General features: G+C 46.9%; 18 protein-coding genes and 1 pseudogene. 13 read left to right on the top strand and 6 right to left on the bottom strand.

The features are described 5' to 3' along the window. Nucleotides 1-537: pseudogene (locus VIP81_RS30070) on the top strand (hypothetical protein); the annotation flags it as partial. 169 nt (nucleotides 538-706) lie between these two features. Here the strand turns inward: VIP81_RS30070 and VIP81_RS30075 are convergent. The 4 genes from VIP81_RS30075 to VIP81_RS30090 form a co-directional block, all read right to left on the bottom strand. Then, nucleotides 707-1,459 carry a DUF2625 domain-containing protein gene (locus VIP81_RS30075; RefSeq protein ID WP_331970587.1) on the bottom strand — a complete coding sequence of 251 codons (753 nt, stop codon included), beginning with the start codon at nucleotides 1,457-1,459 and terminating at the stop codon, nucleotides 707-709. An 88-nt stretch (nucleotides 1,460-1,547) separates the two neighbouring features. Beyond that, nucleotides 1,548-2,726, bottom strand: coding sequence for a hypothetical protein (locus VIP81_RS30080; RefSeq protein WP_331970590.1), 1,179 nt, complete (start codon nucleotides 2,724-2,726; stop codon nucleotides 1,548-1,550). 143 nt (nucleotides 2,727-2,869) lie between these two features. Continuing rightward, nucleotides 2,870-4,582, bottom strand: a complete 1,713-nt coding sequence (locus tag VIP81_RS30085) for a GMC family oxidoreductase (protein ID WP_331970593.1) — start codon at nucleotides 4,580-4,582, stop codon at nucleotides 2,870-2,872. Between the two features lie 11 nt (nucleotides 4,583-4,593). Then, nucleotides 4,594-5,145 (bottom strand): gluconate 2-dehydrogenase subunit 3 family protein, encoded by a 552-nt coding sequence (locus VIP81_RS30090; RefSeq protein ID WP_331970596.1) that lies wholly within the window; start codon nucleotides 5,143-5,145, stop codon nucleotides 4,594-4,596. A 944-nt stretch (nucleotides 5,146-6,089) separates the two neighbouring features. Between VIP81_RS30090 and VIP81_RS30095 the strand changes: the two genes are divergently transcribed. Genes VIP81_RS30095 through VIP81_RS30105 form a run of 3 tightly spaced genes read left to right on the top strand, consistent with a single transcriptional unit; the run spans nucleotide 6,090 to nucleotide 11,885 of the window. Further along, nucleotides 6,090-9,239 carry a SusC/RagA family TonB-linked outer membrane protein gene (locus tag VIP81_RS30095; RefSeq protein ID WP_331970599.1) on the top strand — a complete coding sequence of 1,050 codons (3,150 nt, stop codon included), beginning with the start codon at nucleotides 6,090-6,092 and terminating at the stop codon, nucleotides 9,237-9,239. Nucleotides 9,240-9,271: 32 nt separating this feature from the next. Then, nucleotides 9,272-10,864 (top strand): SusD/RagB family nutrient-binding outer membrane lipoprotein, encoded by a 1,593-nt coding sequence (locus tag VIP81_RS30100; RefSeq protein ID WP_331970602.1) that lies wholly within the window; start codon nucleotides 9,272-9,274, stop codon nucleotides 10,862-10,864. 19 nt (nucleotides 10,865-10,883) lie between these two features. Further along, entirely contained in the window at nucleotides 10,884-11,885 is a 1,002-nt protein-coding gene (locus VIP81_RS30105; RefSeq protein ID WP_331970605.1) for a DUF1735 domain-containing protein, read from the top strand. Nucleotides 11,886-11,975: 90 nt separating this feature from the next. On the opposite strand, the gene VIP81_RS30110 is transcribed toward VIP81_RS30105, so the two are convergent. Both VIP81_RS30110 and VIP81_RS30115 read right to left on the bottom strand, forming a co-directional pair. After that, nucleotides 11,976-12,443, bottom strand: coding sequence for a hypothetical protein (locus tag VIP81_RS30110; RefSeq protein ID WP_331970608.1), 468 nt, complete (start codon nucleotides 12,441-12,443; stop codon nucleotides 11,976-11,978). Between the two features lie 20 nt (nucleotides 12,444-12,463). Further along, entirely contained in the window at nucleotides 12,464-12,982 is a 519-nt protein-coding gene (locus VIP81_RS30115) for a DinB family protein (protein ID WP_331970611.1), read from the bottom strand. A 256-nt stretch (nucleotides 12,983-13,238) separates the two neighbouring features. On the opposite strand from VIP81_RS30115, the gene VIP81_RS30120 reads away from it, so the two are divergent. The 9 genes from VIP81_RS30120 to VIP81_RS30160 all read left to right on the top strand — a co-directional run bounded on the left by VIP81_RS30120 (nucleotide 13,239) and on the right by VIP81_RS30160 (nucleotide 26,571). Beyond that, the gene (locus VIP81_RS30120) at nucleotides 13,239-13,877 is read left to right on the top strand and encodes a GntR family transcriptional regulator (protein ID WP_331970614.1); all 639 of its coding nucleotides are present in this window, start codon (nucleotides 13,239-13,241) and stop codon (nucleotides 13,875-13,877) included. A gap of 535 nt (nucleotides 13,878-14,412) precedes the next feature. Beyond that, the gene (locus VIP81_RS30125) at nucleotides 14,413-17,490 is read left to right on the top strand and encodes a TonB-dependent receptor (protein ID WP_331970617.1); all 3,078 of its coding nucleotides are present in this window, start codon (nucleotides 14,413-14,415) and stop codon (nucleotides 17,488-17,490) included. Nucleotides 17,491-17,508: 18 nt separating this feature from the next. Beyond that, nucleotides 17,509-18,972, top strand: coding sequence for a RagB/SusD family nutrient uptake outer membrane protein (locus VIP81_RS30130; RefSeq protein WP_331970620.1), 1,464 nt, complete (start codon nucleotides 17,509-17,511; stop codon nucleotides 18,970-18,972). A gap of 30 nt (nucleotides 18,973-19,002) precedes the next feature. Next, nucleotides 19,003-20,262 (top strand): glycosyl hydrolase family 28-related protein, encoded by a 1,260-nt coding sequence (locus VIP81_RS30135; RefSeq protein ID WP_331970623.1) that lies wholly within the window; start codon nucleotides 19,003-19,005, stop codon nucleotides 20,260-20,262. A gap of 55 nt (nucleotides 20,263-20,317) precedes the next feature. Continuing rightward, entirely contained in the window at nucleotides 20,318-21,634 is a 1,317-nt protein-coding gene (locus tag VIP81_RS30140; RefSeq protein ID WP_331970626.1) for an aspartate aminotransferase family protein, read from the top strand. Beyond that, nucleotides 21,631-22,809 (top strand): galactonate dehydratase, encoded by a 1,179-nt coding sequence (dgoD, locus tag VIP81_RS30145; protein ID WP_331970629.1) that lies wholly within the window; start codon nucleotides 21,631-21,633, stop codon nucleotides 22,807-22,809. Before VIP81_RS30140 ends, dgoD begins: the two co-directional genes overlap by 4 nt. A 21-nt stretch (nucleotides 22,810-22,830) precedes the next feature. Further along, nucleotides 22,831-23,598, top strand: a complete 768-nt coding sequence (locus VIP81_RS30150) for an SDR family oxidoreductase (protein ID WP_331970632.1) — start codon at nucleotides 22,831-22,833, stop codon at nucleotides 23,596-23,598. 19 nt (nucleotides 23,599-23,617) lie between these two features. Beyond that, nucleotides 23,618-25,003 (top strand): neutral/alkaline non-lysosomal ceramidase N-terminal domain-containing protein, encoded by a 1,386-nt coding sequence (locus VIP81_RS30155; RefSeq protein WP_331970635.1) that lies wholly within the window; start codon nucleotides 23,618-23,620, stop codon nucleotides 25,001-25,003. Further along, nucleotides 25,000-26,571 (top strand): SLC5 family protein, encoded by a 1,572-nt coding sequence (locus VIP81_RS30160; RefSeq protein ID WP_331970638.1) that lies wholly within the window; start codon nucleotides 25,000-25,002, stop codon nucleotides 26,569-26,571. The genes VIP81_RS30155 and VIP81_RS30160 overlap by 4 nt, the downstream gene beginning before the upstream one ends. Nucleotides 26,572-26,710: the final 139 nt, after the last annotated feature.

Genomic DNA, 26,710 nt, shown 5'->3' on the forward strand with positions numbered 1-26,710 from the left:
CTGCATCAGCAAAATGAAGGTGGTAACGACCTGGTGATGCAACCGCTGCAGGCAGCCCGCATCGGTCAACTGGACCTCGATCGTTTCAGCCGGCAGGTGCGTTACTCGTTATTACCCAATGGTACCGCTACCGACATGGTAATGCAAACCGGTGGACGTTATAACGATCAAACTGCTTTTAATTACATGGCACATATGGGTATCTGGATTGAAAACTTTGCATTGCCGGCCGTCATCAATGAATGCCTGATGCAAAGCTACAATGGTACCATTCGTTTATTCCCTAACTGGCCGAAAGAGAAAGATGCTTCCTTTAATAACCTGCGCGCTGTAGGCGCCTTCCTGGTAAGCAGTACACAGGTGAAGGGCAGTATTGCGAACATCCATATTTTAAGTGAAAAAGGAAATACACTGAGGGTCATTGTTCCATGGGGAAGCAAGGGCACTTATGTAGATGCCAAAGGCAAACATCCGATTAGTAAAAATATACTGGAATTGAAAACATCTCCGGGAGAGAGGATTATGTTGATGCCGTAGAGAATTACGAATTACGAATTACGAATTACGGAGTTGTGGGTAGATAATAACGAATAGTCTTCGCGTTTACCGTCTCCGCACATTCGTAATTCGTAATTCGTAATTCGTAATTCGTAATTCGTAATTCGTAATTCGTAATTCGTAATTCGTAATTCGTAATTCGTTTCGATCAATGTCCCAATTGCCTTTTCATATCCATTTGCAAAGACCAAATTTCTGCTATAGGCACGGCTCTTCTGCTTACATTTTCTATATCTTTTCCTTCTTTGGTATATAAAAAAGGATAGCAGCTCATAGCTTCCGTGCCGGTCATCTTCGCCACATCTTCCTGCCAGCCTTTCCAGCGGAATTGCTGGTAAAATCCGGCCACATCACCACTGCAGCAAAAGCCGATAAAGTCGCTGTACCCTATTTCCATGTTCTCCCATTCCAGCGTATCCGGTGCGAAATAAAACACACTGCCTATGCCTTCATTGGTCGCCAGGCCGCCGTTGTTGATGGCGAAGAAGCCACCGAGTACATCATCGGCAATTAATAAAAAAGAAGGCTGCTCGCCACTTTGTGTATATGATTTGCCATCGTTCCATGCCGGTAAACTGCGGTCCAGCTTTTCGTGACCCGAGCCCAATACCCTGATCCAGCCATGATCTACCAGCAGCCCTCCGGTTTCATAAATGATGGCGCCCATAGGAGAGCGGGTCGTTACCTGGGTTTGATATAAGGCTTCTTCCGCACGGGCACTATCTTTAGGTAGTATTTCTACGGGGTTACTACCTTTTTTAATCCAGCCTTGTACCAGTTCCCAGCCGGGTTCTGTTGTATTGATCAGTTCTTGCAGAGGTCTCATTTTATGAATTTGTGCATTTACAATGTAGGGGCAAATAAACAATGCGCTGATAGCAGCGTAGATGTATCGTTTCATGCGATTTGATTAAAACGTATGGCTGCAAAGTAAAAGAAAAAGCGGGTAAACCGGAACGATTTACCCGCTTTCAGACTTGATAAAGTATCTATTGTTTTTTAATAAGGTCTTTTAAAGCGTTGATTTCTTTCTGTTGTTGAATAAGATAAAGCGTTAGTTCTTCTACTTTTTGCAGCAATAATTTATTCATTTCACCTACGTCCACCCCATTTTCTTTTACTTCTGCGGCAGACGGGATTTCAGGAAGATGTCCATTATTTTGAATGAAATTTTCAACTTCCTGCAGGTTGGGTAGTTTATAATCCTTGTGAAATACAAAATCTGCCCAGTTGGCTTGCTGTGTGACTTTGATGCGTCTGGCGCCCAGCGTACCTTCTACCGCGAGTTTGTAAGCGTTGGGTGTCAACGTACCAATGCCGATGTTACCGCTGTTGGTGATCGCCATGTGAACTCGTGCCGGTAGATTTACCGTATCGGCATCTGTAGCAAAGAAGCAGAGTACAGAATCACCGGTAGCGCCGATCCCAAATTTTCGGGTGCCAGCGTCGAGTTCAAGGGATTGTGCTTTGCCCAGTTTGATCGCCTTGGCCCAGCCGTTTGAGGTCCAACCGGGGCCATTGGCTATTTCCAGTTTAGCGGTAGGCGTGGAAGTACCCATACCAACATTGCCGGAAAAATAATTAAAACCGCCAATGAAATAAGTACTGCCACTATAGGTGGAGCCGGAACCGTTTACATAGTTGTCGATGGCGGTTCTGAAGTTGTGGGCAACGCTTGTTCCCGGCTCTATATATGGGAGTGCTCGCGAGGGGGTGCCATCATACACGAATACTTTGTCATTATAGCGGGAGCTATAATTATAGGAGGTATTGCCTCGCAACCAAATGATAATTGATTTAATAACATTACCTGCCGTGGCATCTCTCCAACCAGCCACGAATTTGTCATAGGGAGATGACGTCAAAAAATTATATTGACGGATGTCTGCATCAATAAACTTAGAACCATTGCCCCAGTTAGTCGTATGATACCTGAAAGTGGCGATAATGGAGCCCCGGTAGTTGCCGTCAAGATGTATGCTGGATCGCCCTATTTGAAGTTCCGAAGCTTCCGATTGATCATAAGCGGAGTCTGTAAACACGACCGGGTAAAATTTGTCAATGTCGCCATATACGGTAAAGACTCCCTTTACCTGGGCCTGGCTTTTGAAGCTAACAATACATAATAATGAGGCCAGAAGGAGGCCGGTTAACTGGATGAATTTCATAAGTATTATAGGTTTTGAAGCGCGAAAATAAGCCGTCTTTTTCAATAATTAAATAACATCTTTATTACACAACAGGCATCATATAAAAACGCAGCGGGCAAATCAATTGATTCATCCGCTGCGTTAAATAATATATTGTCAATCTATATCTCTCCTTTCTTGAGCTGCTTCACCGCATAATCCACTGCTCTCGCTGTCAGCGCCATATAGGTCAGTGATGGGTTCTGCGTGGAGGTAGACGTCATGCAGGCGCCATCCGTTACAAACACGTTGGTGCAGGCATGCAGCTGGTTCCATTTATTGAGCATAGACGTTTTAGGATCCAGTCCCATGCGTACCCCGCCCATTTCGTGGATGTCCAGTCCCGGCGCCTGTTTGGAGTCGCCGGTGCTGATATTGGTGAAACCTGCTTTGGTATACATTTCTGTCATTTGCTCAAAGAAGTCTTTGATCATTTTTTCGTCGTTATCGTCGTAGTCTACATCCACATTGATTTGGGGAATACCCCATTCATCTTTGCGGTTTTTATCCAGACTAACGGTGCTTTTCTCTTTAGGGATGGTTTCACCCATCATATGAGAGCCTACGTACCAGGTGTCGTTCGGTTGACTGTTAAACAGCTGATCTTTCAGGCTTTTACCAAATCCGTTGGTATCAGTGTGCGTGCCTCTGCCACCGGAAAATCCTGCTGCGTAGCCACGGAGGAAATCTGTTTCCTGTTTCATGACGTTACGGAAGCGGGGGAGGTAGGCGCTGGTAGGCCGGCGGCCATCGGTGGTGGAGTCTTTGAAGCCTTCATACTGACCGGAAATATGTGCGCGGTAGTTATGGAAAGCGAAGTATTTACCCAGTACGCCGCTGTCGTTACCTAACCCGTTAGGGAAGCGGTGAGAGGTGGAGTTGAGTAATATTAAGTTGGTATTAACAGCCGCCGCATTCACGAAAATAACGTTGGCGTAATACTCCATCATTTCTTTGGTATTGGTATCTACTACGCGTACGCCGGTTGCCTTTCCTTTTTGTTCATCGTAGATGATGGAATGTACTACGGAGAAAGGACGGAGCGTTAAATTCCCGGTTTTTTCTGCCCATGGAAGGGTAGAGGAGTTGCTGCTGAAATAGCCGCCAAACGGGCATCCGCGTTGGCAAAGATCTCTTTTCTGACATTGCCCCCGGCCTTGATCCAGGTGTACCTGTTGTGGTTGTGTTAAGTGCGCACAGCGGGCGTAAATAACGTGCCTGTCTTTATAGTTGGCTTTTACAAAATCTTTAAAATAATTCTCTACACAGGTCAGTTCCATGGGTGGCAGAAATTCACCATCCGGGAGATGAGCGATGCCGTCTTTATTGCCGGAGATACCCACGAACTTTTCTACATAGCTATACCAGGGCTCGATGTCTTTATAGCGGATAGGCCAGTCGGTGGCAAATCCATCTCTTGCAGGGCCTTCGAAGTCGAAGTCGCTCCAGCGCTGTGTTTGTCTTGCCCACATCAGTGATTTACCGCCTACCTGGTATCCACGGATCCAGTCAAATGGTTTGGGCTGGCCATAAGGATGATCATTGTCTTTCACAAAAAAGTGCATGGCATCTTCCTTATAAGCATAACAACGGCTGATCACCGGATTAGCAGCTTTAATGTCCTGCGGTATTTGTCCGCGGTGCGGAAACTCCCAGGGGAACTGACTGGTAGTAGGATAATCTTTTAAATGTTTCACGTCACGGCCTCTTTCGAGCACCAGTGTTTTCAATCCCTTCTCTGTAAATTCTTTTGCTGCCCATCCGCCGCTGATACCGGAACCAATTACGATGGCATCAAATGTGCGGTTTTGCAGACTGGTATTATTAGTACTCATTTTAGTAATAGTTAGGCAATCTTCCGGGTTATGGGTTTAAGTGGCACACATCCTTTGAAACGCGCTGGTACCAGCTCGTATACGTTTACGTTTGTCAGGAAATATTTGGAGCTGGTATAAGCTTGTATGGTCAGGTGTTTCGTGGTTCTGTAGAAGAAGGAAACATCGTCTTTGTTATTCCAGCCGGCTTCCATGGTAGTGAGCAATGCTTCTCTTTGTGCCACCGTGCTTTCCAGGAAAGATTTTCCGTTGAGTTTTTTACTGGCTTGTTCAAATGCTTTCAGTCCACTCAGCCATTGGTCCTGCTCTTCTTTTTTGTAGCAGTCGTCCATCATGATCAGGGTAAACAAGTGAGCCGAAAGTGCTTTGGCGCCGGGTGTAGTAGTGGCAGGGATAATGGTATCCACGAGTTCGGCCAGCATCTTTTCCTGGTCCCCATCTACGGAAATATGCTTTAACGTTAAGGACGCCCTGCTGGTATGTTGCAGGCAGGCGGGCAACAATGCCATACCAGCCGATACGTACAGCAACTGCTTGATCGCGGATCTTCTGTTCACTGCCATTGATATGAATTTTGTAAAGTAAAACGGGAAATTATCAACATGTATTTAAATCTCTAATGTTTGCAAAAACGTTTTTTTACTGATTTCTAACGTGAAAAACAGCTTAAATATAGGAGAATCCCGGATTTTTTACAAAGATTATTATAAGAATAGTCCTGCATCTATGTTTCAGTAAAAATATTTTTTTAAACTCTCTTGCATTTATTCGACTAGTTTTATATATTTGTCTTAAGCATTCAAACTTGTTATTTGACTTCTACCTATAGTCACTATTTGAGTACCATTTAAAACACATCAACCAAAATCGATAGAGCCTTTAAATCTACCGCCAGATTGAATTGCCGCCTGCAAGGGCAATTATTATTTAGCACGCTGGATTTTATTATTTAAAAACTGATTGAATACCCGAACGGACATCTTGTTAACACATGACCGTGATTGCTATGACTGCTTATGTACAACATAGGTGCTACATAGATTCCGTGAAAGGGATTTTATTGGTATAATAATGATATTGTTAACATAGGAAGGGCGCAAGCCTTGTCCTGTCAATATCCTGCGTTTTTGCGAGAGAACACTACAACTGAACCAAAATCTGAACCATGGGGAAACACCCACCGTAAAGCTGTACGCATGAGCCAACGCCAAACAATAGGCCGGTTATTTTCGGGAAACTGGAATGATTGTCTTTGTGACGATTAATTTTCAGCTGCCCGGTATTCAATGATGAAACGATTAAACCAACATTGTAGCACGCGTAACTAACAACCGTTACAGCGTCAACGGGAGTGCTATGTCCATACACATAGCGACAGCACCAAACAGGCAGGCGATGCCTGGTATATCCCCGTGCGGTATAGTACCGCTTTCAGACGCTTTTTTGAATTGAAAGAATGCCAAAATCTGAATCAAACATCTATACTCTAAATCTAAAAACTGCACTCATGAAAAGAATTGTATCATTCTGCTGTATGCTGATGCTTTTCGGGTTGTTCGCTACCGGACAAACCCGAACTGTGATCGGGCATGTACTGGATGAAAGTGGCGCCCCCATAGGATTTGCCACTATCCAGATTAAAGGTACGGTCACCGGAACCATGTCTAACGCAAAAGGTGATTTTGAAATTCATGTGAAAGGAAATGGTATCCTCGTGATATCCTCTATCGGTTATCTTTCGAAAGAAATTGCTGTTACAGGACAGAATGAAGTAACGGCAAAACTCACGGCGTCTGCCAAATCAATTGATGAAATTGTGGTAACAGCGGGAGGTATCGCCAGCAGAAAGAAAGAGCTGGGCTATGCCAACACGGTGATCAAAAGCGATGCACTGGTAGCTGCTAAACCAACTAACATTGCCGGTGGCCTGCAAGGTAAAGTAGCTGGCCTCATGATCAGTGGAACCGGCGGTGGTGTGAATCCTAACTACCGTGTCATCCTGAGAGGACAACGTTCTTTAACAGGTAACAACCAGGCGCTGATCGTGCTGGATAACATGATCGTTGGTAATGATATGCTCGGCTACCTGAATCCGGAAGATGTGGAAACGGTAACGGTACTGAATGGCGCCGGAGCAGCTGCCCTATACGGATCACAGGCATCCAATGGCGCGGTAATTGTTACTACCAAAAAAGGGAAGAGAGGCGTAACGGCAGTTGCTGTTTCTCAAACAACCACCGTTGAACAGGTGGCCTTTTTTCCTAAAATTCAAACAAAATTCGGCGCCGGCGGTACGGCTTATGGCACGGATGAAAATGGCAACGCGCCTTTTTCCTATCTCGAAAACCAATCTTATGGCCCTGCATTTGACGGCATAAAAAGACCACTGGGACCCGCATTGGAAGACGGTTCACAGGATTCTGCCTACTACCAGTATAATGATGGTCACAACAAGTTTTGGGTAAAAGGTCTGACTAGTCAGACAGATTTTTCTATGACCAACGGAGATGAAAAATCTACCTTTTATTTATCCGGACAATACCTCACCACAAAAGGAACTACCCCGGATGATAAATATAACCGTGGTACGGTACGTATCAACGGCACAAGAAAGATAGGTAACACCATTAATATTACCTACAATACCGACTACGTACAGAATAAATACGACATCACTAATGCCACCGCTGCCATGTATGCCAACATGCTGAACATGCCCAGCAACGTGGATATCACCAAATACAGCGAGTGGAAAACAAATAAATTCGCCAATCCCAATGGCTTCTATAATCCCTGGTACCTGAATCCATATTTCAGCAAAGATAATTTCAGGTCTGATCAGAAAAATAACTATCTCACCGCAAACGTAGAATTGAAATTTACGCCGCTCGATGGACTCGACTTCGTGGCACGCCAGGGAATTGTGGCCAAGAACTACAACAGTAAAAACAGCAGTGGCGGATTTACGTATACCGAATTTGCGAAGCATACAGACGCCAGTTCCAAAGCCGATATCGCGGCAGGTGTGGTAGACAACAGCAGCTCCAAAACGCAGTTTCTCACCGACCTCTTTGCGCAATACATGAAGAAAGTAGGCCGTTTCGAAGTTAAATTGCTGGGCGGCGGCCAGTGGCGTCAGGATCAGTCGAAATATGTAACCAACGCCGCCAACGGATTGGTAGTGCCGGGTTTGTTTAACGTCAGCAATGGCGTAGGTACACCGGTTGTAAGTGAAGCCAATTATAAAGCCAGACAAATGGGCGCTTACGGAAGTGCTACTATCGGGTTCGACAACTACCTGTTCCTGCACGTAACCGGCAGAAACGACTGGGTATCGACTTTATCTGCTGCTAACCGCTCCTTCTTTTATCCCTCAGTAGATCTGTCATTCATAGCTACGGATGCCATCAGTGCCTTGCAGGGTAGTAAGACACTCAGTTACCTGAAACTAAGAGCAGGCTGGTCTAAAGTAGGCCAGGTAAACCTGGGAGACAGCTACGACTTCGGCGCCTATCAGCTGGAGCCTACCATCAGCGGAAAATCTTTCGGCTTCCCTTATGGTAACCTTGCCGGCTATACGATAGATAATACCCTTGTATCAAAAGACCTGAGACCCGAAATTACCAAGGGTTACGAAGCAGGCTTCGACCTGAATATGTTCGATAACCGCCTGATTTCTACCCTTACCTGGTTCAGTACCAAAACGGATGATCAGACCGTAAATACCCGTATATCATATGCGACTGGTTATAGCGTGCTGAGAACCAACACCGGTCAAACACAAAGTAAAGGACTGGAAGTAACAGCGCACGTAATACCGATAAGAACAAAAGACTGGCAGGTAACCGTTGGTGGTAACTATAGTGGACTGGATAATAAAGTGAATTTTATTAATAGTGCTTTACCAAGACTGGCACTGGCTACTTATGGTGCAGACGGACCTGGGTCCTATGCTGTACCCGGACAAACATTCCCGGTTATTATGGGATTTGATTACAACCGTACCCCGGATGGCAAAGTCATTGTAGATGGCAATACAGGTCTGCCTACTAAATCTGATACCATTTCCATTCTCGGAAACGCTACTCCTGCACGTCGTATCAGTCTGGATGCACAGGTGAGATACAAACATTTTACATTTAGTGTATTGTTTGAACACCGCGGTGGCTACCAGGTATACAACGCCATGGGACCTGAATTGGATTGGGCTGGAACCGGCTACAGAACGGCGATGTTTAATCGCGAAAGATTCCTGTTCCCTAATTCAGTGATCGCTGATCCGGCCGCTCCCGGCAAATATGTAACGAATACAAATGTTACCGTGAAAAATGGTAATGGTAATAATGGTTTCTGGACAGATGGTATCAACAGGGAAGTAACCTCCAACTATGTTACCTCCGGTGATTTCTGGAAGTTAAGAGAAATCTCCCTCTCTTATGAGGTGCCAACTGAATTCCTGAAAAAAACACACTTCATCAAAGGATTAACTGTCAGCGTGCAGGGACGTAACCTGTTCCTCTGGATGGCGAAAGACAACTATTACACCGATCCGGAATATAGTGATGCTGGTAACGATAGTAATGCGATTGGTCTTACCGGTTTGGGACAAACACCTCCTTCCCGTTACTATGGAGCCACATTATCTGCGAAGTTTTAAAAAATGATGAAGAGCTAATAAAATTATTTGCCATGAGAAAACTGAATCTTATCATATTTACAGGGTTGATAGTACTGGGCACTTCGTGTAAAAAGTACCTGGATATTAATACCGATCCAAACCGTGCCCTGGCTTCTTCAGCTACTGCTGAACTGCTCCTGCCACAGGCGCTGACTGCTACTGCAGCAGACCTGAATCAATTCAACTCTTACGGAATGCAGTTAGCCGGTTATGGCGCCAACGCCGGTGGTTTTGGCGCATTTGGACAAGCCATTTCCTATAATTTCTCGTCTACTTACTATACTGGTTTGTGGAATTCGACCTACGACAACCTGGAGGATTATTATGCGATCATCAGTAAGTCCAAAACAGAACCTACTTACAAGTATTTTGAGGCAGTTGGAAGGATCATGCTGGCGCACAATTACCAATTGCTCGTAGATACTTATAATGATGTGCCTTATGTAGATGCGTTACAGGGAGCCGATAACCTGACGCCTGCCTATACAGATGCGAAGGCGGTCTATAAAGACATTGCCGCGCAACTGGACACGGCGATTAATCTCATTAACGAAGGAAACAACACGGTTGCTGTTAAGCAGCTGGGATCTTCTGATGTGCTTTTTGGCGGAGATCTTACCAAATGGAAACAATTTGCCAACACCCTTAAGTTACGGATCATCTTGCGTGCAGGTGGTAAAGTTACTTTTCTGAACACCACTTTCAGTGCAGATGGTTTCCTCACCGGTGACGCGCAGGTAAACCCTGGTTACGTGAGGGATAACGGAAAACAGAACCCTAAATGGGAGAGTTGGGCCTATACCTATACCGGCACCGATGCTACGAAATCCTGGATACCCAGTACTTTTGTTTTCGGCTTTTATAACGGTGTAAAATTATCAGATCCCTACAGAGGAGGTAACGTATATTACCAGTTCCCTTCGAAAACGGCCACAAACAGGCTTGGTGTGGAGAATAATGATGTACCACCCAGTGTTTCCGGTAATTTCTGGTATACAGCAGTGGGAAAAAATCCCGGCACTGCCAGGAGTGGTTCTTCCACACCGGATACCACCGGTGTGTTAAAGGGCCCCGGCGCGGCATTCCCTGTCCTTACTGCTGCTGAAAGTTATTTCCTGCAGGCCGAGGCTGTAGTGAGGGGCGTTATTCCTGCTGGTGATGCCACCACATTGTTTAATAAGGGGATCGCAGCCTCTTTCACTTATTTATATACAATGGCCGACGGTACCACTATCATGGGGAATCCGACGGCTGATGTAGTGAGCTACCAGGACGACAACGAAACCAGTCCCCTGGTAAATTTTGCACTGGCTGCCAGCACAGAACAAAAAATAGAAGCCATTATCACACAGAAATATATCGCACTGAATTTTGTCAATAGTCAGGAAGCATGGAATGAATACAGACGTACGCATTACCCCAGGAGCAGTGGTGCTGCCAGTGCTGACGGTTACGCAACATTCTCGTCGTCTGTGTCTGAAAGTACCCGCCCCGACAGGCTGCCTACCCGTTTGTTATATCCTTCCTCTGAAGGAGCTTATAATACGGCCAACATGCCCAGAGGGATTAGTCCTTTTACTTCCCTGATTTTTTGGGCTTTATGATCAATTTAAAATCTGTGATATGAAACAACTTAAGATAAGTACACTATTCTTCTCTGTATTCCTGTTGTCCGGTCTTACTTCCTGCCTGAAAAGCAATGATGATAAGATGGGACTGGATATAAGTAAGTCCGGTAATATTGTTGAATTTGCCAATACGGGTGATAACGTAGCGGTGGCTGCTTCCACCTATCCCAGGTTCACTTCAGATCTGGGGGTGGTAAATGTTGGCGATACGGTTTTCTTTAACGTCAACGTTAGTTACTCCGGCTCTGATGATGCGCCGGAAGATATTACCGTCAGCCTGGCACTTGATCCGGCGGCATTAACACTTTTCAATGACCAGAATGAAACAGATTATGTGGCGCCTCCGGCAGATCTGTTCAAATTGCCTGCTACAGTAATCATTAAAAAAGGCACACGTAAAACGCAGGTAAAAGTGGGTATTGTCAACAATGCCAGTTTTGATTTTAATGTGAACTATGCCTTGCCGCTGCAAATCAGCAGTGCCTCCAAAGGTACCATCAGCGGTAATTTTGGTAAAGCCATGTATTCCTTTTCTGCCCGTAACAAGTATGATGGCATATATACGATGTCGGCTACTGCCCCAATGGTAGATGCAGCGAGTGCCACACTTACCGGTTATTACCCGCTTAAAATGCACCTGATCACTTATAGTGGTAACTCCGTGGCGCTGTATGATGCTGAGGGGAATGCTGCCAAAACCTATGGTCACCCCATATGGAGTGTAACAGTACCATCCTACTATGGTAGTTTCAGTCCCGTATTCTTTTTTGATAACAATGGTAACGTTATCGGCGTCACAAATTATTATGGTCAGGAATCCGGTGGCAACAAACGGTCTGCCGCATTGGATCCTACCGGGGTTAATAAAATCGTCTTTAAAGGAGATGGTAAAGTGGACTACTTCGAAGTGAGTTATGTCATGCAGCAGAGTGTGTCCACCCCGTTCGCAATAAGGACTCGTTTCCATGAAAAGTTTACCTATCTGGGCGGAAGGTAGATTTAGATGTATGAGTGATGAATGAAATATACCGCAATGAGGAAGGTTTGCAGGACCGGAATCATTGTGGTTATTTCATTTTAAGACGTATTACGCCGGCTTCTTAACAGCATCCGCTAATATACCAATCGGAATAAAGAAAAAACTGCTGATAGGTGCTGTGGTAAAACAGGTCATGACATATTGCCCGTCACTTGCATTATGTGACTTTAGGTTGGCATGAACGTAAAAGACCAGTGGGTTGATGATGAAATAAAGTGTGCCCATAATGAGTAAAAGCTTCAACCGGCTGTATGGTTCCTCAGGCGGCGTAGTGGACCGGAGTAATAGCAGCGCCGGGATCAGTGCCAACAGGAAAATTATCAACAACATAGCACTGGTTAACAGTTCTACATTACTGTAAGGATCATTGGAGACTATTTTAGAAGCCAGTTTTTCTACAATTACACCGGGCATTATAGCCATTATAGGTACAATCATGGTAGCACAAAGCAGGAGGGTGACCACTGTAAAAATTGATCCTATAATTAATCCATTTGGCCGTTTATTTATCTCCATAGGTATAGTTGAATAAAATATTATTTCACCCCTTTTTCCGGGTTCCACCAACCTTTTTCTTTCCTTATAAACAATATCTGCCCGATATGATATGCATTATGTGCATTGATATGAGCAATGGTGGAATACTGGGAAGATAATGTTTTTTCATCTGCCTGCTCAATGGCCTGTTCCCAGGCGGTCAGCACACTGTCTATTCTTTTTACGGTGCCATCCCACGCGGCCTGTGTAGCGGGCGAAAAGGTGGCGTCATTATCACCATTGAAAGGTGGCGTCTTATGCCCTTTGAACTTTTCGAGCTGGTCCAGGTCCCAGAAAATGAGGTGGTTTACCAGCTGCGCAATAGAGTGATTACCACTGTTGTCTTTCCAGTTGGCCTGCTCGGGTGTTAGTCCTTCTATGGCCGTGTTTACCGGCACAAACCAATCGGCTTTGTTATGCGTGGTTTTTAACTGTTCCAGCAGAATAGCTTTGGTGGTTGTCTGGCTGTAGCAGCAGTAGCTTAATAACAGTAACGGGAGTACGAAATATTTTCTCATAGCAATTAAGTTGGGGAGTTGATTAAATATACTTACTTTTTCAATGCGGCTGTTACCAGAAAGGATAGCCGGTTGTAGGGAGATGGGAACGCGATGGGCGACCAAGTGTAAAATAGTAAACCTATATGACCAGCATAAGGAGATGCCCCTTTTTTAAAAGATATCCGGGAGAAGTGACCTGTTTACCACGGCAGGATGATTTGATCTCTAAAAAAATGTTTACTTTTGAAAAAAAATTTCGTTTACATTATTTACTATGAAAACAGACTCATTAGCCAATAAAGTATATGTAGAACTGCGCCGGAAGATACTTTCCAACCAACTGGTGCCGGGCGTCAGACTAAAAGAAGACGTATGGGCCAAGAAGATGGAGGTGAGCAGAATGGCCGTAAGAGAGGCACTTACCCGCCTGCTGGGAGAGAACCTGGTGGTATTTGGGGAGAAAGGCGGCTACTTTGTCAAGTCCATGAACGCAGACGACATCAGGCAGATCAGACAGCTGAGAGAACTGCTGGAACTGGGCGCCCTTCGCCTGGCCATACAGCGTTGCGAACCAGAACATATACAGGCCCTGGAAAAGATCTGCGATGATTTTACCAGTATGGTGCAGAATGGCTACCTCGGCGGCGCCTGCGAAGCAGATGTGAAGTTTCATGAAACCCTCATTGCCAGCGCAGGTAACGATAAACTCATGGAGCTGTATCAATTCAGTAATATCCCCCTGTTTCATATGAAACTCGGTAAGATGCTGCAACAAATGGACGACTACGCACAAACCGATGCGGAACACCGGCAGATCCTTACCGCCCTCAAAAATAAAGACCTTAAACTCGCAGAAGAAGCACTGGTAAAGCATCTGGTACGCGGAGAACTCACCACCCTGGAAGTAGAATAACCCCTCATTCGCCCTTGCCCCGGGAGACGAAATAATTTTATCTCCGAAATTTGCAAAAACATTTTTTTGTTTACAAAATAAATATATATTTGTAAACATAATCAACGCGCATAGCATAGAACGATCATAGTGAAGAAAGCGTGCGTGAGGTGAATGCTAACTTGACAATCCATGGATTTCCGGCACAACCGGTATATGACAGCCATTTATCGCTGAACGTTATACCTGTGCCCCGCCAGCAATAGAAAGAATGCACACCCGTTGATTTGCCCTCCATATAAAAAGTAAAATGTAAACAAAGATAGCAGCGCACTGTAGGAGTGTGTTGCTCACGTAGAAAAACGGTCGGTAAACCTCCATGTTTGCCGGCGCTAAACGCAGAAAAACGAATACACCTTTATCAACAAGGTGAATGGCACACAACAAGGAGGAAAGCATGAAACTAAAGCTGACGGCTACACGCTGATAGCTATCAGGTATGCTCATCCCTGATTCGAAAGAAATTTATCTAAACATTTTATCTAACCAACGCATTATGAAAGGGAAACATCTCTACCTATTCACATGGCTGCTTACAATCGCCATCTCATTCTGCAAGCCACAGCAGGCGTTTGCACAAGAGACCCGGGAGATTAAAGGAACGGTACTCGATGGTCAGACGCAAACTGCGCTTCCCGGCGTGACTGTACTCGTTAAAGGCACTAAAAGTGGTGTAGCAACCGACAGCAAAGGACAATTTTCTATCCGTGCCACGGCAACGGATATACTCGTTTTCTCTTTTATGGGATATGATAAAACAGAACAATCTGTTGGCAACAATCCGCATATCTCCATCTATCTCCAGCCAGCTAAAACAACATTAAATGAAACAGTAGTCATTGGTTATGGTGTGGTGAAAAAAACATCCGTTACCGCTTCTGTTTCTAAAGTAGAAAACACCAACCTGGACCAGATGCCGGCCGGTCGCCCGGAGGCTGCACTGGTAGGTCGTTTGGCCGGGGTTAATATTTCACAAACCAGAGGCACCGCCGGCAGCGCGCCCTTGATCCGTATCCGCGGCGCAGGATCTATCAGCGCCGGCAACGATCCGCTCATCGTAATAGATGGTATCCCGGGCGGCAACCTCGGTAGCATCAATATGAACGATGTACAATCCATAGAAGTACTGAAAGATGCTTCCTCCGCTGCCATCTATGGCTCCCGTGCCGCCGGTGGTGTCATTCTCGTAACGATGAAGAAAGGCGTAGCCGGTAAAGCCAAATTTAACTTCAATGGATATGCCGGTTTGTCTAAAGCCATTGTACACGACGACTGGCTCACCGGGCAGGAATATTATGACTACGCGGTAAAATATCAGAACAGGGAATTTGCCTGGGCAGGTGGAGATGTATCTATCCCGGTATGGGGCGATCCAAGAAGACCCGCTACCTACCAGGTAAGTGATACCATCAAAAAAGGTACACCCGTGATCTGGCAGGATGCGGTGCTGTCTACCAAACCTATTCAGAGCTACAACCTCTCCGCCAGTGGTGGCACCGACAAGGTAAACTACTACGTATCCGGTACCTATAAAGATGAACAAGGTACCCTGCGCAATACCTGGTTTAAAACCTATGGTGTTAGAGCCAATGTAGACGTGAAAGCCAGCAAAGTGGTGAACATCGGATTTATGCTCAACCCTTCTTATTCCAAACGTCGCTTCAACTCTGTAGATATCGCCAACTTCTCCAAATATCCCAGCTTTGTGCAGGAACGCCGTGCAGACGGTACCTATCCAAAAGCCCGTGATTACTGGGGCGCCGTGGTGAGCGGTCAGCTCAATCCATTGGCCACACTCGATGGCACAGAATACTACGGATCTACCTTCGGTAATATCAGTGATATGTACCTGAAGCTGAACCTCGCCAAGGGCCTGTCTTTCAGATCCTCTTTCGGCACCAATATCGCCTACAATCAAACCGACCGTTTCCAGGCTTCCTGGGCCAATGGCGGCGGACAAAATTCAGGCGGTCAGGATAAGTCTTCTACCATTAACCTGATCAATGAAAACGTACTAAGCTATAACACTACCTTCAAAGGCGGACACGATCTCTCTGCTATTGCCGGTATGTCTTTCCAGCGTAACGATGGTGAATCTTCCAGCTACTCCGCTACGCCCGGGTCCTATAACAACGATATCATTCATACACTGAACAATGCGCTGATCAACCCGGCCGCTACCATCGTCAGCAAATCCAGCTGGGGCCTGGTATCTTACTTCAGCCGCGTAAACTACGCCTATAAGGATAAATACCTGTTGTCTGCTTCCATCAGAACAGACGGTAGTTCCCGTTTTGGTCCGGATAGCAAATGGGGTTACTTCCCTTCTGCTTCTGTGGCATGGAGAGTGAAACAGGAAAATTTCCTGAGAGACTTTAACGTGATCAGTGACCTGAAACTCCGCGCCAGCTACGGCGTAACCGGTAACTTTAACATCGGCGACTTTGCTTACCTCGGTAAAATGAAAGATGCCATTTACGCGCCTAACAATACCATCGCAAAAGGCCAGGCACAAGGCAACTATGGCAACCCTGAACTGAGCTGGGAAAAGACAAAAGGAATTGATCTGGGTATAGAACTGGGTGTGCTCGATAATCGCCTCAGCTTCGTATTTGATTACTACGATAAACATACCAACGACCTGTTGTATGAAGTAGGGGTGCCCGTTACCACCGGATTTACCAGCGGTTTAGCCAATATTGGACAGGTAAGTAATAAAGGTATTGAACTGGAAATCACGTCTAAAAATATCGTAGGTAAATTCAACTGGACCACCTCTTTCAACTTCTCTAAAAATAAGAACAGGGTAGAAGACCTCGGTGGCGTAAAAGAAAGAATTACCAACGACCAATTCGGTATGAGCTGGATCCTGAGAGTAGGAGAGCCGATGTTCTCATACTACGGTTACAAAACTGTGGGTGTATTGAAAGATGCCAACGACGTGGCGAACTCCCCGATACTGGCGGGTTCCAAACCAGGCAATCCAAAATTCCAGGATACCGATGGCAACAAAGTGATTAATGCAAACGATAAAATAATTCTCGGCAACTTCCAACCGAAAGCATTATTTGGAATGGTGAACAATTTTTCCTGGAACAGCTTCGATCTGAGCGTTGCTATCCAGGCTTCTCTTGGCGCTAAGATCTACAACTTCGAAAATGAGTATTACCAGGGTGCCCTGGTAGGCGGTATGCGCCGCTCCCTCGTAGAAACGCAGTGGTGGTCGCCCACAGACGCCGGCGATGGCAAAATGCCCGCCAGTGCCTTGAGCACACTGAGCTACCAGGCTGGTTCCGATGTATATATCGAAGACGCCTCTTTCCTGTCTGTTCGCAACGTAAACCTCGGCTACACCCTGCCGGCATCCCTGATGCAAAAACTGCGGGTCAACAGCTGCCGCGTATACTTCTCTGCCAGCAACCTGATCATGCTCACCAAGAAAGGATTTCACGGTTATAACCCTGAAGGATATACGAATGGTGAAATCAGTGGCATCAACAGCAAGCCCGGTTACAACACCGGCTCTGAACCACTGAACCGCGTATATGCACTGGGTTTCAACTTTAATTTTTAATCCGCAAAAGAAACAGAGATGAAAAAGACAATCATAGCCGTTCAGATGCTGCTTTTGCTGGGTGCTTCCAGCTGCACAGACAAGCTGCTGAACCTCAAACCGGATGATACTTTAACCACCGGCAACTTCTATAAAACATCCAACGATATCAACCAGGCAGCACTGGGAATATATAATAGTCTGCAGCAACGGAAACAGAACGACTACCTCCTCATGGAAGTTCCTTCCGATAACGCGTACATGTCTAATAACACGTCCGTAGCCGGCGCCAACGACATGGACCTGCTCACGGTAAACCAGGATAATAACATTGTAGGCGACTTCTGGGAAGCTACCTACACCGGCATAGGCAGGGCAAATGCCTTGTTGCAAAACATCGACAATCCCACTGATTACGCTGCCGGCATGAAAGATCAGTTTACCGGTGAGGCAAAGTTCATGCGGGCCTTGTTTTACTTCGACCTGGTTCGCCTGTTTGGTGGCGTACCGAAAGTCACTACTTCGCTGTCTATTTCTGAAGCGAAAAATATGCCCCGCGCTTCCGCCGACGATATTTATGCGCTGATCATCAGTGACCTGAAAGATGCGGCAGATAAACTGCCCGCACCCGCCGCCATTGCCAAAGGCAGGGCTTCCAAAGCCGCCGCACTCGGCATCCTGGGCAAAGTATATGTATATCGCAAAGACTGGGCAAACGCCAAAACCTGTTTCGAAAAAATCAATACCGACTACAGCTACAAGCTGGAACCCAACTTCGCTACACTCTGGAGCCTCGCTACAGAAGACAATAACGAAGTGATCTTCACCATGAAGTACATTGAGAATACCAGCGGACAAACCTTATCTACCAGCTACACGCCAAACGGTGGACTGCTGGGCATCGTAGACCGTGGTAATGAAATTGCGCTGCCTTCCTGGAGCCTCGATAAATTATATATCACGGGCGATAAACGCAAAGCAAATACCATCTCCGATATGTATGTGCCGGCAAATGGCGCCGCGGCTACCTGGTATCCTTATGTAAATAAATACGCAGTGAAGCATACCATCAACTCATCAGGACTGGATTTGCCGGTATTACGTTATGCAGATGTGGTACTGCTGTATGCAGAAACATTATACAATCTCGGCGACAAAGGCAACGCACTGATACAGCTCAACCGGGTGAGAGAACGGGCTTTCGGGGATGCTACACATAATTATATCGCCGCCGACATTGCGGCAGCAGATGCTTTCCTCGATAAATTATTGCTCGAAAGACAACTGGAACTGGCCTACGAAAATGAGCGCTGGATGGACCTGGTACGTACCGGTAAATTCCTCACCGTGATGACGAAAGAAGAACGGCTGTACAACAACGTGACCAATGTACCGATGACGGTAACACTGACGCCGAAAGCTTACATGGCATTGTTTCCCATTCCTAAAAGACAAATAGATCTGTATACCGCAGGCGTTTTACAACAAAACGACGGGTATTGATTTTAGTTGGCGTATGAAAAAATAAATAGTATGAAAAAAAGGTCCGGGATGTTATTGAAACTGATAGGCATATGCCTCGTGCTGCTGTGCAGTGGTATGGCATCCCGGGCCCAATTAATAAAGGGTACCAATGTAAAATCATTTGGTGCAAAAGCAGATGGAAAAACAGACGACATCATTGCCATACAGGCAGCCATTGATAAAGCAAAAAAACAAGGCAGCGGTAAAACGTTTATACCTGCAGGCCACTACCTCATTTCCAGGGCTATATGCCTGCCTTCAAACTTTACGCTCACCGCTAGTCCGGACGCGCATATCAGCCTGAAGCCCGGCGCTAATACCTATCTGCTGAGAAATGAAGACCTGGAGAATGGCAATAAAAATATTGTAGTAACAGGTGGGAAGTGGAACGGCAACGGTTACACGCAAACAAGGACCGTGCGTAATACCGTAGCCACGTCAGACTTCTGCTTTGGCTTCTTCTTTTATAAAGTAAAACAACTGGAAGTAGCAGCCATGCAAATAGACAGTACCCGCAGCTGGGGCATTGCCTACATGGAATGTGATACCGTGCATATCCATGATATTCATTTTCAGCAAAACCCTTTCCGCGATGCAGCCGGTACCAGCGCATTGATGAACAATGGCGATGGCGTAACAGGTGGTGGTAACCAGGTGCTGATTGAAAACATCTCCGGATTTACCAACGACGACCTGGTGGCTTTCGCCGCTGGCGGCGCCTGTTTTCAGGGAAAGATGGCGCCTTTTGCCGCATACGATTACAAAGATGTTACCGTTCGGAATATTTTTCCGCAATCCATTTACGACTCTATTCCTACCCTGAAAGCAGTGGCTTTTTACACGTTTGAAGGGAAGCGGGTATCCAATATTACGATCGATCATGTGCAGGGAAATACTGCCTGTGCCTCGGTTTTATTCTATAGTCTGTTTGATAAAGCGGGTACTTTTTCGAATGTGAAAGTATCCGATATCACAGGCGCCAATATCTATTCCCGTGCAGCACATCCCGGATTTCCAACGTTGTACGCCGTGATCAGCGTGAAGTATTCGATCATGGATCGGGTGAACTTCACCAACGTACAACGAACAGAAACCCGGTATATGAATCCACAGTTTTTATTCGATGAGCATACCGTCATCGATACACTAACGATTCAACACGTGGATATCAAACATAAAAACATCCAGGGCAACCTCTTTATGCAGGCGCAGGGCGCCGTGATAAAGAATAGTCTTATTTCAGATATACAAATAACCAATATAGACTAACAGCGCAAAATACGCTCGTGACTATTTTACCAAAAAATCTTAACAGTATCTCATTATGAACGCATGGCCCAAATCATCAGCGCTGTTGAAGAGCAACGAACAGTGGATACCCGGTGGTGTAGTATCGCTTAACCGGAAATCAGACCCCAATATTTGTTTCGAAAAAGGACAGGGAAGCCGGGTATGGGACCTGGAAGGCAATGAATATATTGACTACCAGGCTGGGTTTGCAGCGGCATTCCTGGGACATAACGATCCCGATGTGAATGAAGCGGTGAAGCAAACCCTGAGTGAAGCCACTTTACTCATGGGTGCTGGTCCTACTAACCTGGAAGGAACATTTGCCCGCCTGTTTTGTGAATGTGTGCCTTCGGCAGACAGTGTACAAATTACCACTACCGGTTCTGAGGCCACTTACCACGCACTGCGTATAGCCCGCGCCGTTACCGGTAAAGATCATATCATTGTAATGCAGGGTGGTTACAATGGCTGGCATAATGATGTTGCCTGCAACGTCATCAGTCAACTCAGCGATATAGGCGAAAGAGTGAGTCCCGGTGAATATCCATATGATTCTTTATCGGCAGGCATTCCTTCTCAACATAAATCATTGGTGCATATCGTTAACTTTAACGACATCGCCTCTGTGGAGTATATCCTGAAACGTTATCCGGTAGCGGGTATGTTGCTGGAACCTATTTTGCAGAATGTAGGGATTGTACAACCATTGCCCGGTTATCTGCAGTCCTTGCGGAAACTGGCAGATGACCACGGTTTCCTGCTCATTTTTGATGAAGTGAAAACAGGTTTTCGTCATGCACTGGGTGGCTATCAGCAGATTTGTGGTGTGCGCCCGGATCTCAGTACTTTCGGAAAAGCAGTGGCCAATGGTTATCCCATGGGCGTCATTGCCGGTAAAAAAGAATACCTCGATTATTTTGTACATCCGGAAAGAAGTAAAAGAGTGCTCATTGCAGGTACTTTCAACGCACATCCGCTAACGACTGCAGCGGCCATCGCCACACTGCGTAAGTTATCTGCCGGAGGCGTATATGAACATGTTAACAAACTGGGACAAATGCTGGAAGAGGGACTGAAAGATATTTTTTCTGCTACCGGCCGCCCATTTCATATAGCCCGCCAGGGATCTGCTTTCTGCGCATATTTCATGGATCATGCACCGGTAGATTTTCATGATATTGCCCAACACCACGATTTTGCTTTTGATAAAAATTACCGGCTAAAACTGATTGAGCAAGGCATCTTTAATTTTCCATTGCCAATTAAACAAGGAAGCATATCTTTCGCACATAGCGTAAAAGATATTGAAGAAACATTAGACAAAACCAAAATCGTAGTAGGACAGCTATGAAAATTACCGCAATAGAAACACAGGTATGTCATGCCCGGATGCGCAACTGGATCTTCATTAAGATAGTAACGGATCAGCCGGGATTATGGGGATGGGGAGAAGCCACGCTGGAATGGCATACACGCGCCGTAGCAGGCGCCGTAGAAGATATTTCCCAACTGCTGATCGGAGAAGATCCGCGCCGCATTGAACACCTGTGGCAGATGATGTACCGTCAGCATTTCTGGCATGGCAACGGTATTGTACGTGGTACCGCCATCAGCGGTATTGACATTGCCCTCTGGGATATTTTAGGAAAGATACATAACGTGCCTTGTCATGAACTCTGGGGCGGTCGGGTAAGAGATTATATCCGTTTATACTGTCACCTTGGTGGCGGAAAAATGGAAGACTTTTACGAAACCCGTCCGGATGATGCCGGCCGTTTCGGAGAACTTGCACAACGCGCCGTGGAAGATGGCTTTACCGCTTTCAAATCTATGGCCGTGCCGGAAACCATGCCACTGGAGGGTTTAAAGCCGATCCGTTATGCAGAGGCTTGTGTAAAAGCCATGCGTGATGCGGTAGGAGAAGACATCGATATCATGGTAGATTGCCATGCACGACCTAGTCCGCTCATGGGAATGCAGTTTGCCAAAGCACTGGAACCGTATGGACTTTATTTCTTTGAAGAGCCCTGCTGGCCGGAAACCATGGAAGATATTGCCCTCATACAGCGTGCGGTGAAAACGCCCATCGCCAGTGGAGAGCGGCTGGTAGGACTACATGCGTTCCGCGATCTGCTGGAAAAGCGGGCCGTGAGTGTGATTCAACCAGACATTACCCATTGCGGCGGATTGAGTGAAGCACGCCGCATTGCCACGCTGGCAGAAGCTTACCGGGTAGCAGTAGCACCACATAATCCACAGGGCCCCGTGAGTACGGCCGCTTCTATAGAGCTGGGTTTTGCTACACCGTCTTACAGTATCTGTGAAAGTGTACACAATGATGTACCCTGGAGAGATGAAGTGGTGAGCGAAGGATTTACCGTTGAGAAAAAAGGACGTATTGTACGACCCAATCATAAACCCGGATTGGGCATAGAAATCAACGAAGCGGAAGTGAAGAAACACCCGTTTCAGCAGGAAGTGTTACAGCGTACGTTTTACAAAGACGGCAGCGTAGGGGATTGGTAACAACATAAAACAGGACCGGCTATGAAAAAAATATTTGAACATAAAACAGTGCTGATCAGCGGAGGGCTGGGCGACATAGGACGTGCCGTGGCGCTGGCTTTCGCCGCAGAAGGCGCCAACGTAGCCATCGGCGACGTGCAGCCTGCGGCTAACGCGCAGGCCTTGCTGTCGGAACTCCGGCAGCTGTCGGTGGCATGTCACTACAACTGCGTGGATGTAGCCGATGCGGCGGCGGTAGATGCGTGGATAGCCGAAGCGGAAGCACAGCTGGGCATTGTTCATATGGTGGTAGCGAATGCGGCTACGGTAACGATTGCCGGTTTGTATAAAATAACTGCGGAGCAATGGACAAAAGAGTTGCGCGTAAACCTGGATGGCGCATTTTATGTGTCGAGGGCCGTGACCAGTCGTTTGCTGGCGCTGGAGCTGACCGGCAGCGTGGTATTTGTGGGTAGCTGGGCAGCGGAAGCGGTGCATGCCAACATTCCTGCTTACGCCGTATCCAAAGCCGGTATGCGGATGTTGTGTCAGTGTATGGCACTGGAACTGGCGCCGCACGGTATTATGGTTAATGAAATTGCGCCGGGTTATGTAGATGCTGGCGTGAGCCGGCAGGTATGGGATCAGTCGCCCGCCCTGCGGGAAGATGCCCGCAAAAAAGTACCGGTACAGGCATTGATTACACCCGCAGAAGTAGCGCTACAGGTGCTACGACTCTGCGATCCGGCCAATAAACATATCACCGGCAGCATCCTGTTGATGGATGGCGGTCTTTCATTAGTGAGGTAGTATTAAAGCATTTTTTCGCATGACGCAGCCAACATATGCACCATTCAAAGAGCCATCGTTTAAAGGATGGATCGGAATAGGGAGAGAAGATATTACACCGCCGGCAGGTATTTACGCCCGCAATTGGGGGGCTGCCAAACATGAAGTGGCGTCCGGGATACACCTGCCGTTTACACTGACGGCTGTCACATTTCAAAACGGAGAAGGGGAGTCGCCGCTGTTGCTGATCTCCGCTGATCTGGGCTGGTGGAAGAGCGCCGAGGATGAACGACAACTCCGGGAAGGTATCCTGCAGGCATTATCCCTGCAGCCTTTTCAGCTGATGTTTTGTTTAACGCATACACATGCGGGACCAAGTACCTTCACAGAAGATGTAAATAAGCCCGGTGGGCACCTGATTGCTCCTTACCTGGAACGTGTACAGCAAGCCGCGATTGCGGCGGCTAAAAATGCCCTTAAAACGGCAAAACATGCCACGCTCACCTGGCACTATGGTACCTGCGATCTGGCCAAAAACAGGGAGCTGCCGGAATTGGGTACCGACCGTATCATTACGGGATTGAACCCGGCTGCCGCGGCGGATAATACACTGCTGGTAGGAAGGATCACCGATGCGCAACAGGTGATTGGTACGATCGTCAATTATGCCTGTCATCCTACTACGCTGGGAGCAGATAATCAATTATTATCGCCTGATTATATTGGCGCTATGCGCGCATTGGTGGAAGCTGCCACCGGCGCTCCCTGTTTGTTTTTACAGGGCGCCTCCGGTGAACTGTCGCCCGCCGAACAATACAGCGGCGATACCAGCCTCGCGGATCAATATGGTCGTCAGCTGGGATTCGCGGTGCTCTCCACTTTGGAAGCGATGCTGCCGCCGGATCAGGCCCTTTTCTTCACCGGTGTGGTGGAGTCGGGCGCTTCGCTGGCCATGTGGAACAAAGGCGCTTATGCAGCCAACACCGTGGTGAAAGGAGAGATGACAGCGGTAGCACTGCCCCTGAAAGAACTGCCTTCGCTGGCAGAGATAGAAGCTGCCTGGGCTGCCTGTGAAGACCATGTAATAAAAGAAAGACTGTGGCGGCAGCGCGGTATCCGTAAAACCATTGGCGATGGCATTGTGTCTGAAATGCCGCTCTGGGTATGGCGCTTAGGCGATACCATCCTGGCCGGACAACCCAACGAAACCTATTCCGCTTTTCAACAGGAACTGCGTGCATTATTGTCGCCCGTGGCCGTAGTGGTGATGAACATTGTAAATGGCTATGCCGGTTACCTGCCTCCTGTGGAGGCGTATAGCCGTAAGAGTTATGCCGTATGGCAAACACCTTTTGCGCCCGGTGCACTTGAATTGCTGACGGCATCTGCTGCTGCTATTTCCCAACGATTGATCCTCTCGACATGAATCTGAACCTTACCGCTTTAGATGCTGTTATTTTCGGCGTTTACATATTAGGTGTCATCGGCCTTGGACTCTATGCTTCCCGCAGGGGCAAGCAAACCAAGCGCGATTACTTTCTGGCAGGAGATAAGCTTCCCTGGTGGATGATCGGTGGCAGCATCATTGCTGCCAACATCAGTAGTCATCACCTGGTGGGCGCCATGGGCGTGGCGTACAGCCGTGGCTTCGTGGCCATCGCTATGGAGTGGGGCGCTATCCTCATGGGCTTTAATGCACTGCTATGGATCTTTCTGCCGTTTTATATCCGCAATGGATTTTATACGGTCCCGGAATTTTTAGAGAAAAGATATGGGGCCGCCGCCAGAACCACCTACGCGGCACTCATCCTGCTCACCTACGTATTGGTAGAAATCAGCGCCGTACTTTACCTGGGCGCTTTGTCCCTGCACTCTTTACTGGGTATTTCTGTGATGACGAGTGTCATCATACTGGCCGTTATTACCGGGATCTATACGATAGCCGGTGGTTTACGGGCCGTTATCTGGACAGAAATGCTGCAGCTGGTAGTGCTGGTAATGGGTGGTATTGCGCTCACTATTGCTACCGTGAAAGCCGCTGGCGGCGTAACCGCCATCACTGATACGGTGAAAGACTGGGACCTCATCCTGCCTTCCAATGATCCTGATTTCCCCTGGACCATGTACCTGGGCGGCGTTTTATGTATCAGCGTTTTTTATTGTGCTACCAACCAGTTTATTGTACAACGGGTAATGGCCTCCAAAAATGAATGGCATGCCCGCATGGGGGTGGTATTTGGCGACTACCTCAAATTCCTGGTCCCTATTATCATTACGGTACCTGCCCTTGTGGCCCCTAAATTATTTCCGAACCTGGAAAAACCGGATCTGCTGTTTCCTACGCTGGTAGAGAAACTGCTGCCTTCCGGCCTGGTAGGATTAGTGATGGCTGGTTTAATTGCGGCCGTGATGTCGCATCTTTCCGGCGCCATTAATTCCTGCACCACCATTCTCACCGTAGATATTTACCTTCCTTATTTCCGTAAACAGGCAACGGAAGCACAGGCCGTACGCTTTGGCCGTATAGCCGGCGCCGTTATTATTATATTGGGTATCCTTTGTACCGGCTTATTCCTGAATCATTCCAATAAACCGGTCTTTTTATACCTCATGAATGCATACGGACTTTTTACGCCCGGTATTGCTGCCATGTTCCTGCTGGGTATTTTATGGAAACGGGCTACGCACGCCGGTGCGCTGGCCGCGGGCATCCTCACCATTCCCATGTCTATTGCCATGGAAATGATTTTTCCCACCATGCCTTTCTTTAACAGAACCGGTATAGTGTTCTGGAGTTGTATGGCACTCTGTGTGGGCGTGAGCCTGGTCACCAAACCTAAACCGGAAGCAGAACTGGCCGGACTGATATGGAATCGTGCGAGTCTGTCGTTGCCTCGGGAACAAAAAGCGCAACAACACGGCTGGCGTAATCCTACTATCTGGTGGGCAATTATTACAGCGATCGTTTTGTTTTTTTATATCCGTTTTGCGTAAGCAGAAAGCAGAAAGTAGAAAGCAAAAAGCTTATGGCTTTTGTCTGCCCGGAGGCTTTTTCGCTAAAAACTAATCGCTAAAAACTAATCGCTAAAAACTAATCGCTAAAAACTAATCGCTAAAAACTAATCGCTAAAAA

It is taken from the genome of Chitinophaga sp., assembly GCF_036566945.1.
In the GTDB taxonomy this organism is placed as follows: domain Bacteria; phylum Bacteroidota; class Bacteroidia; order Chitinophagales; family Chitinophagaceae; genus Chitinophaga.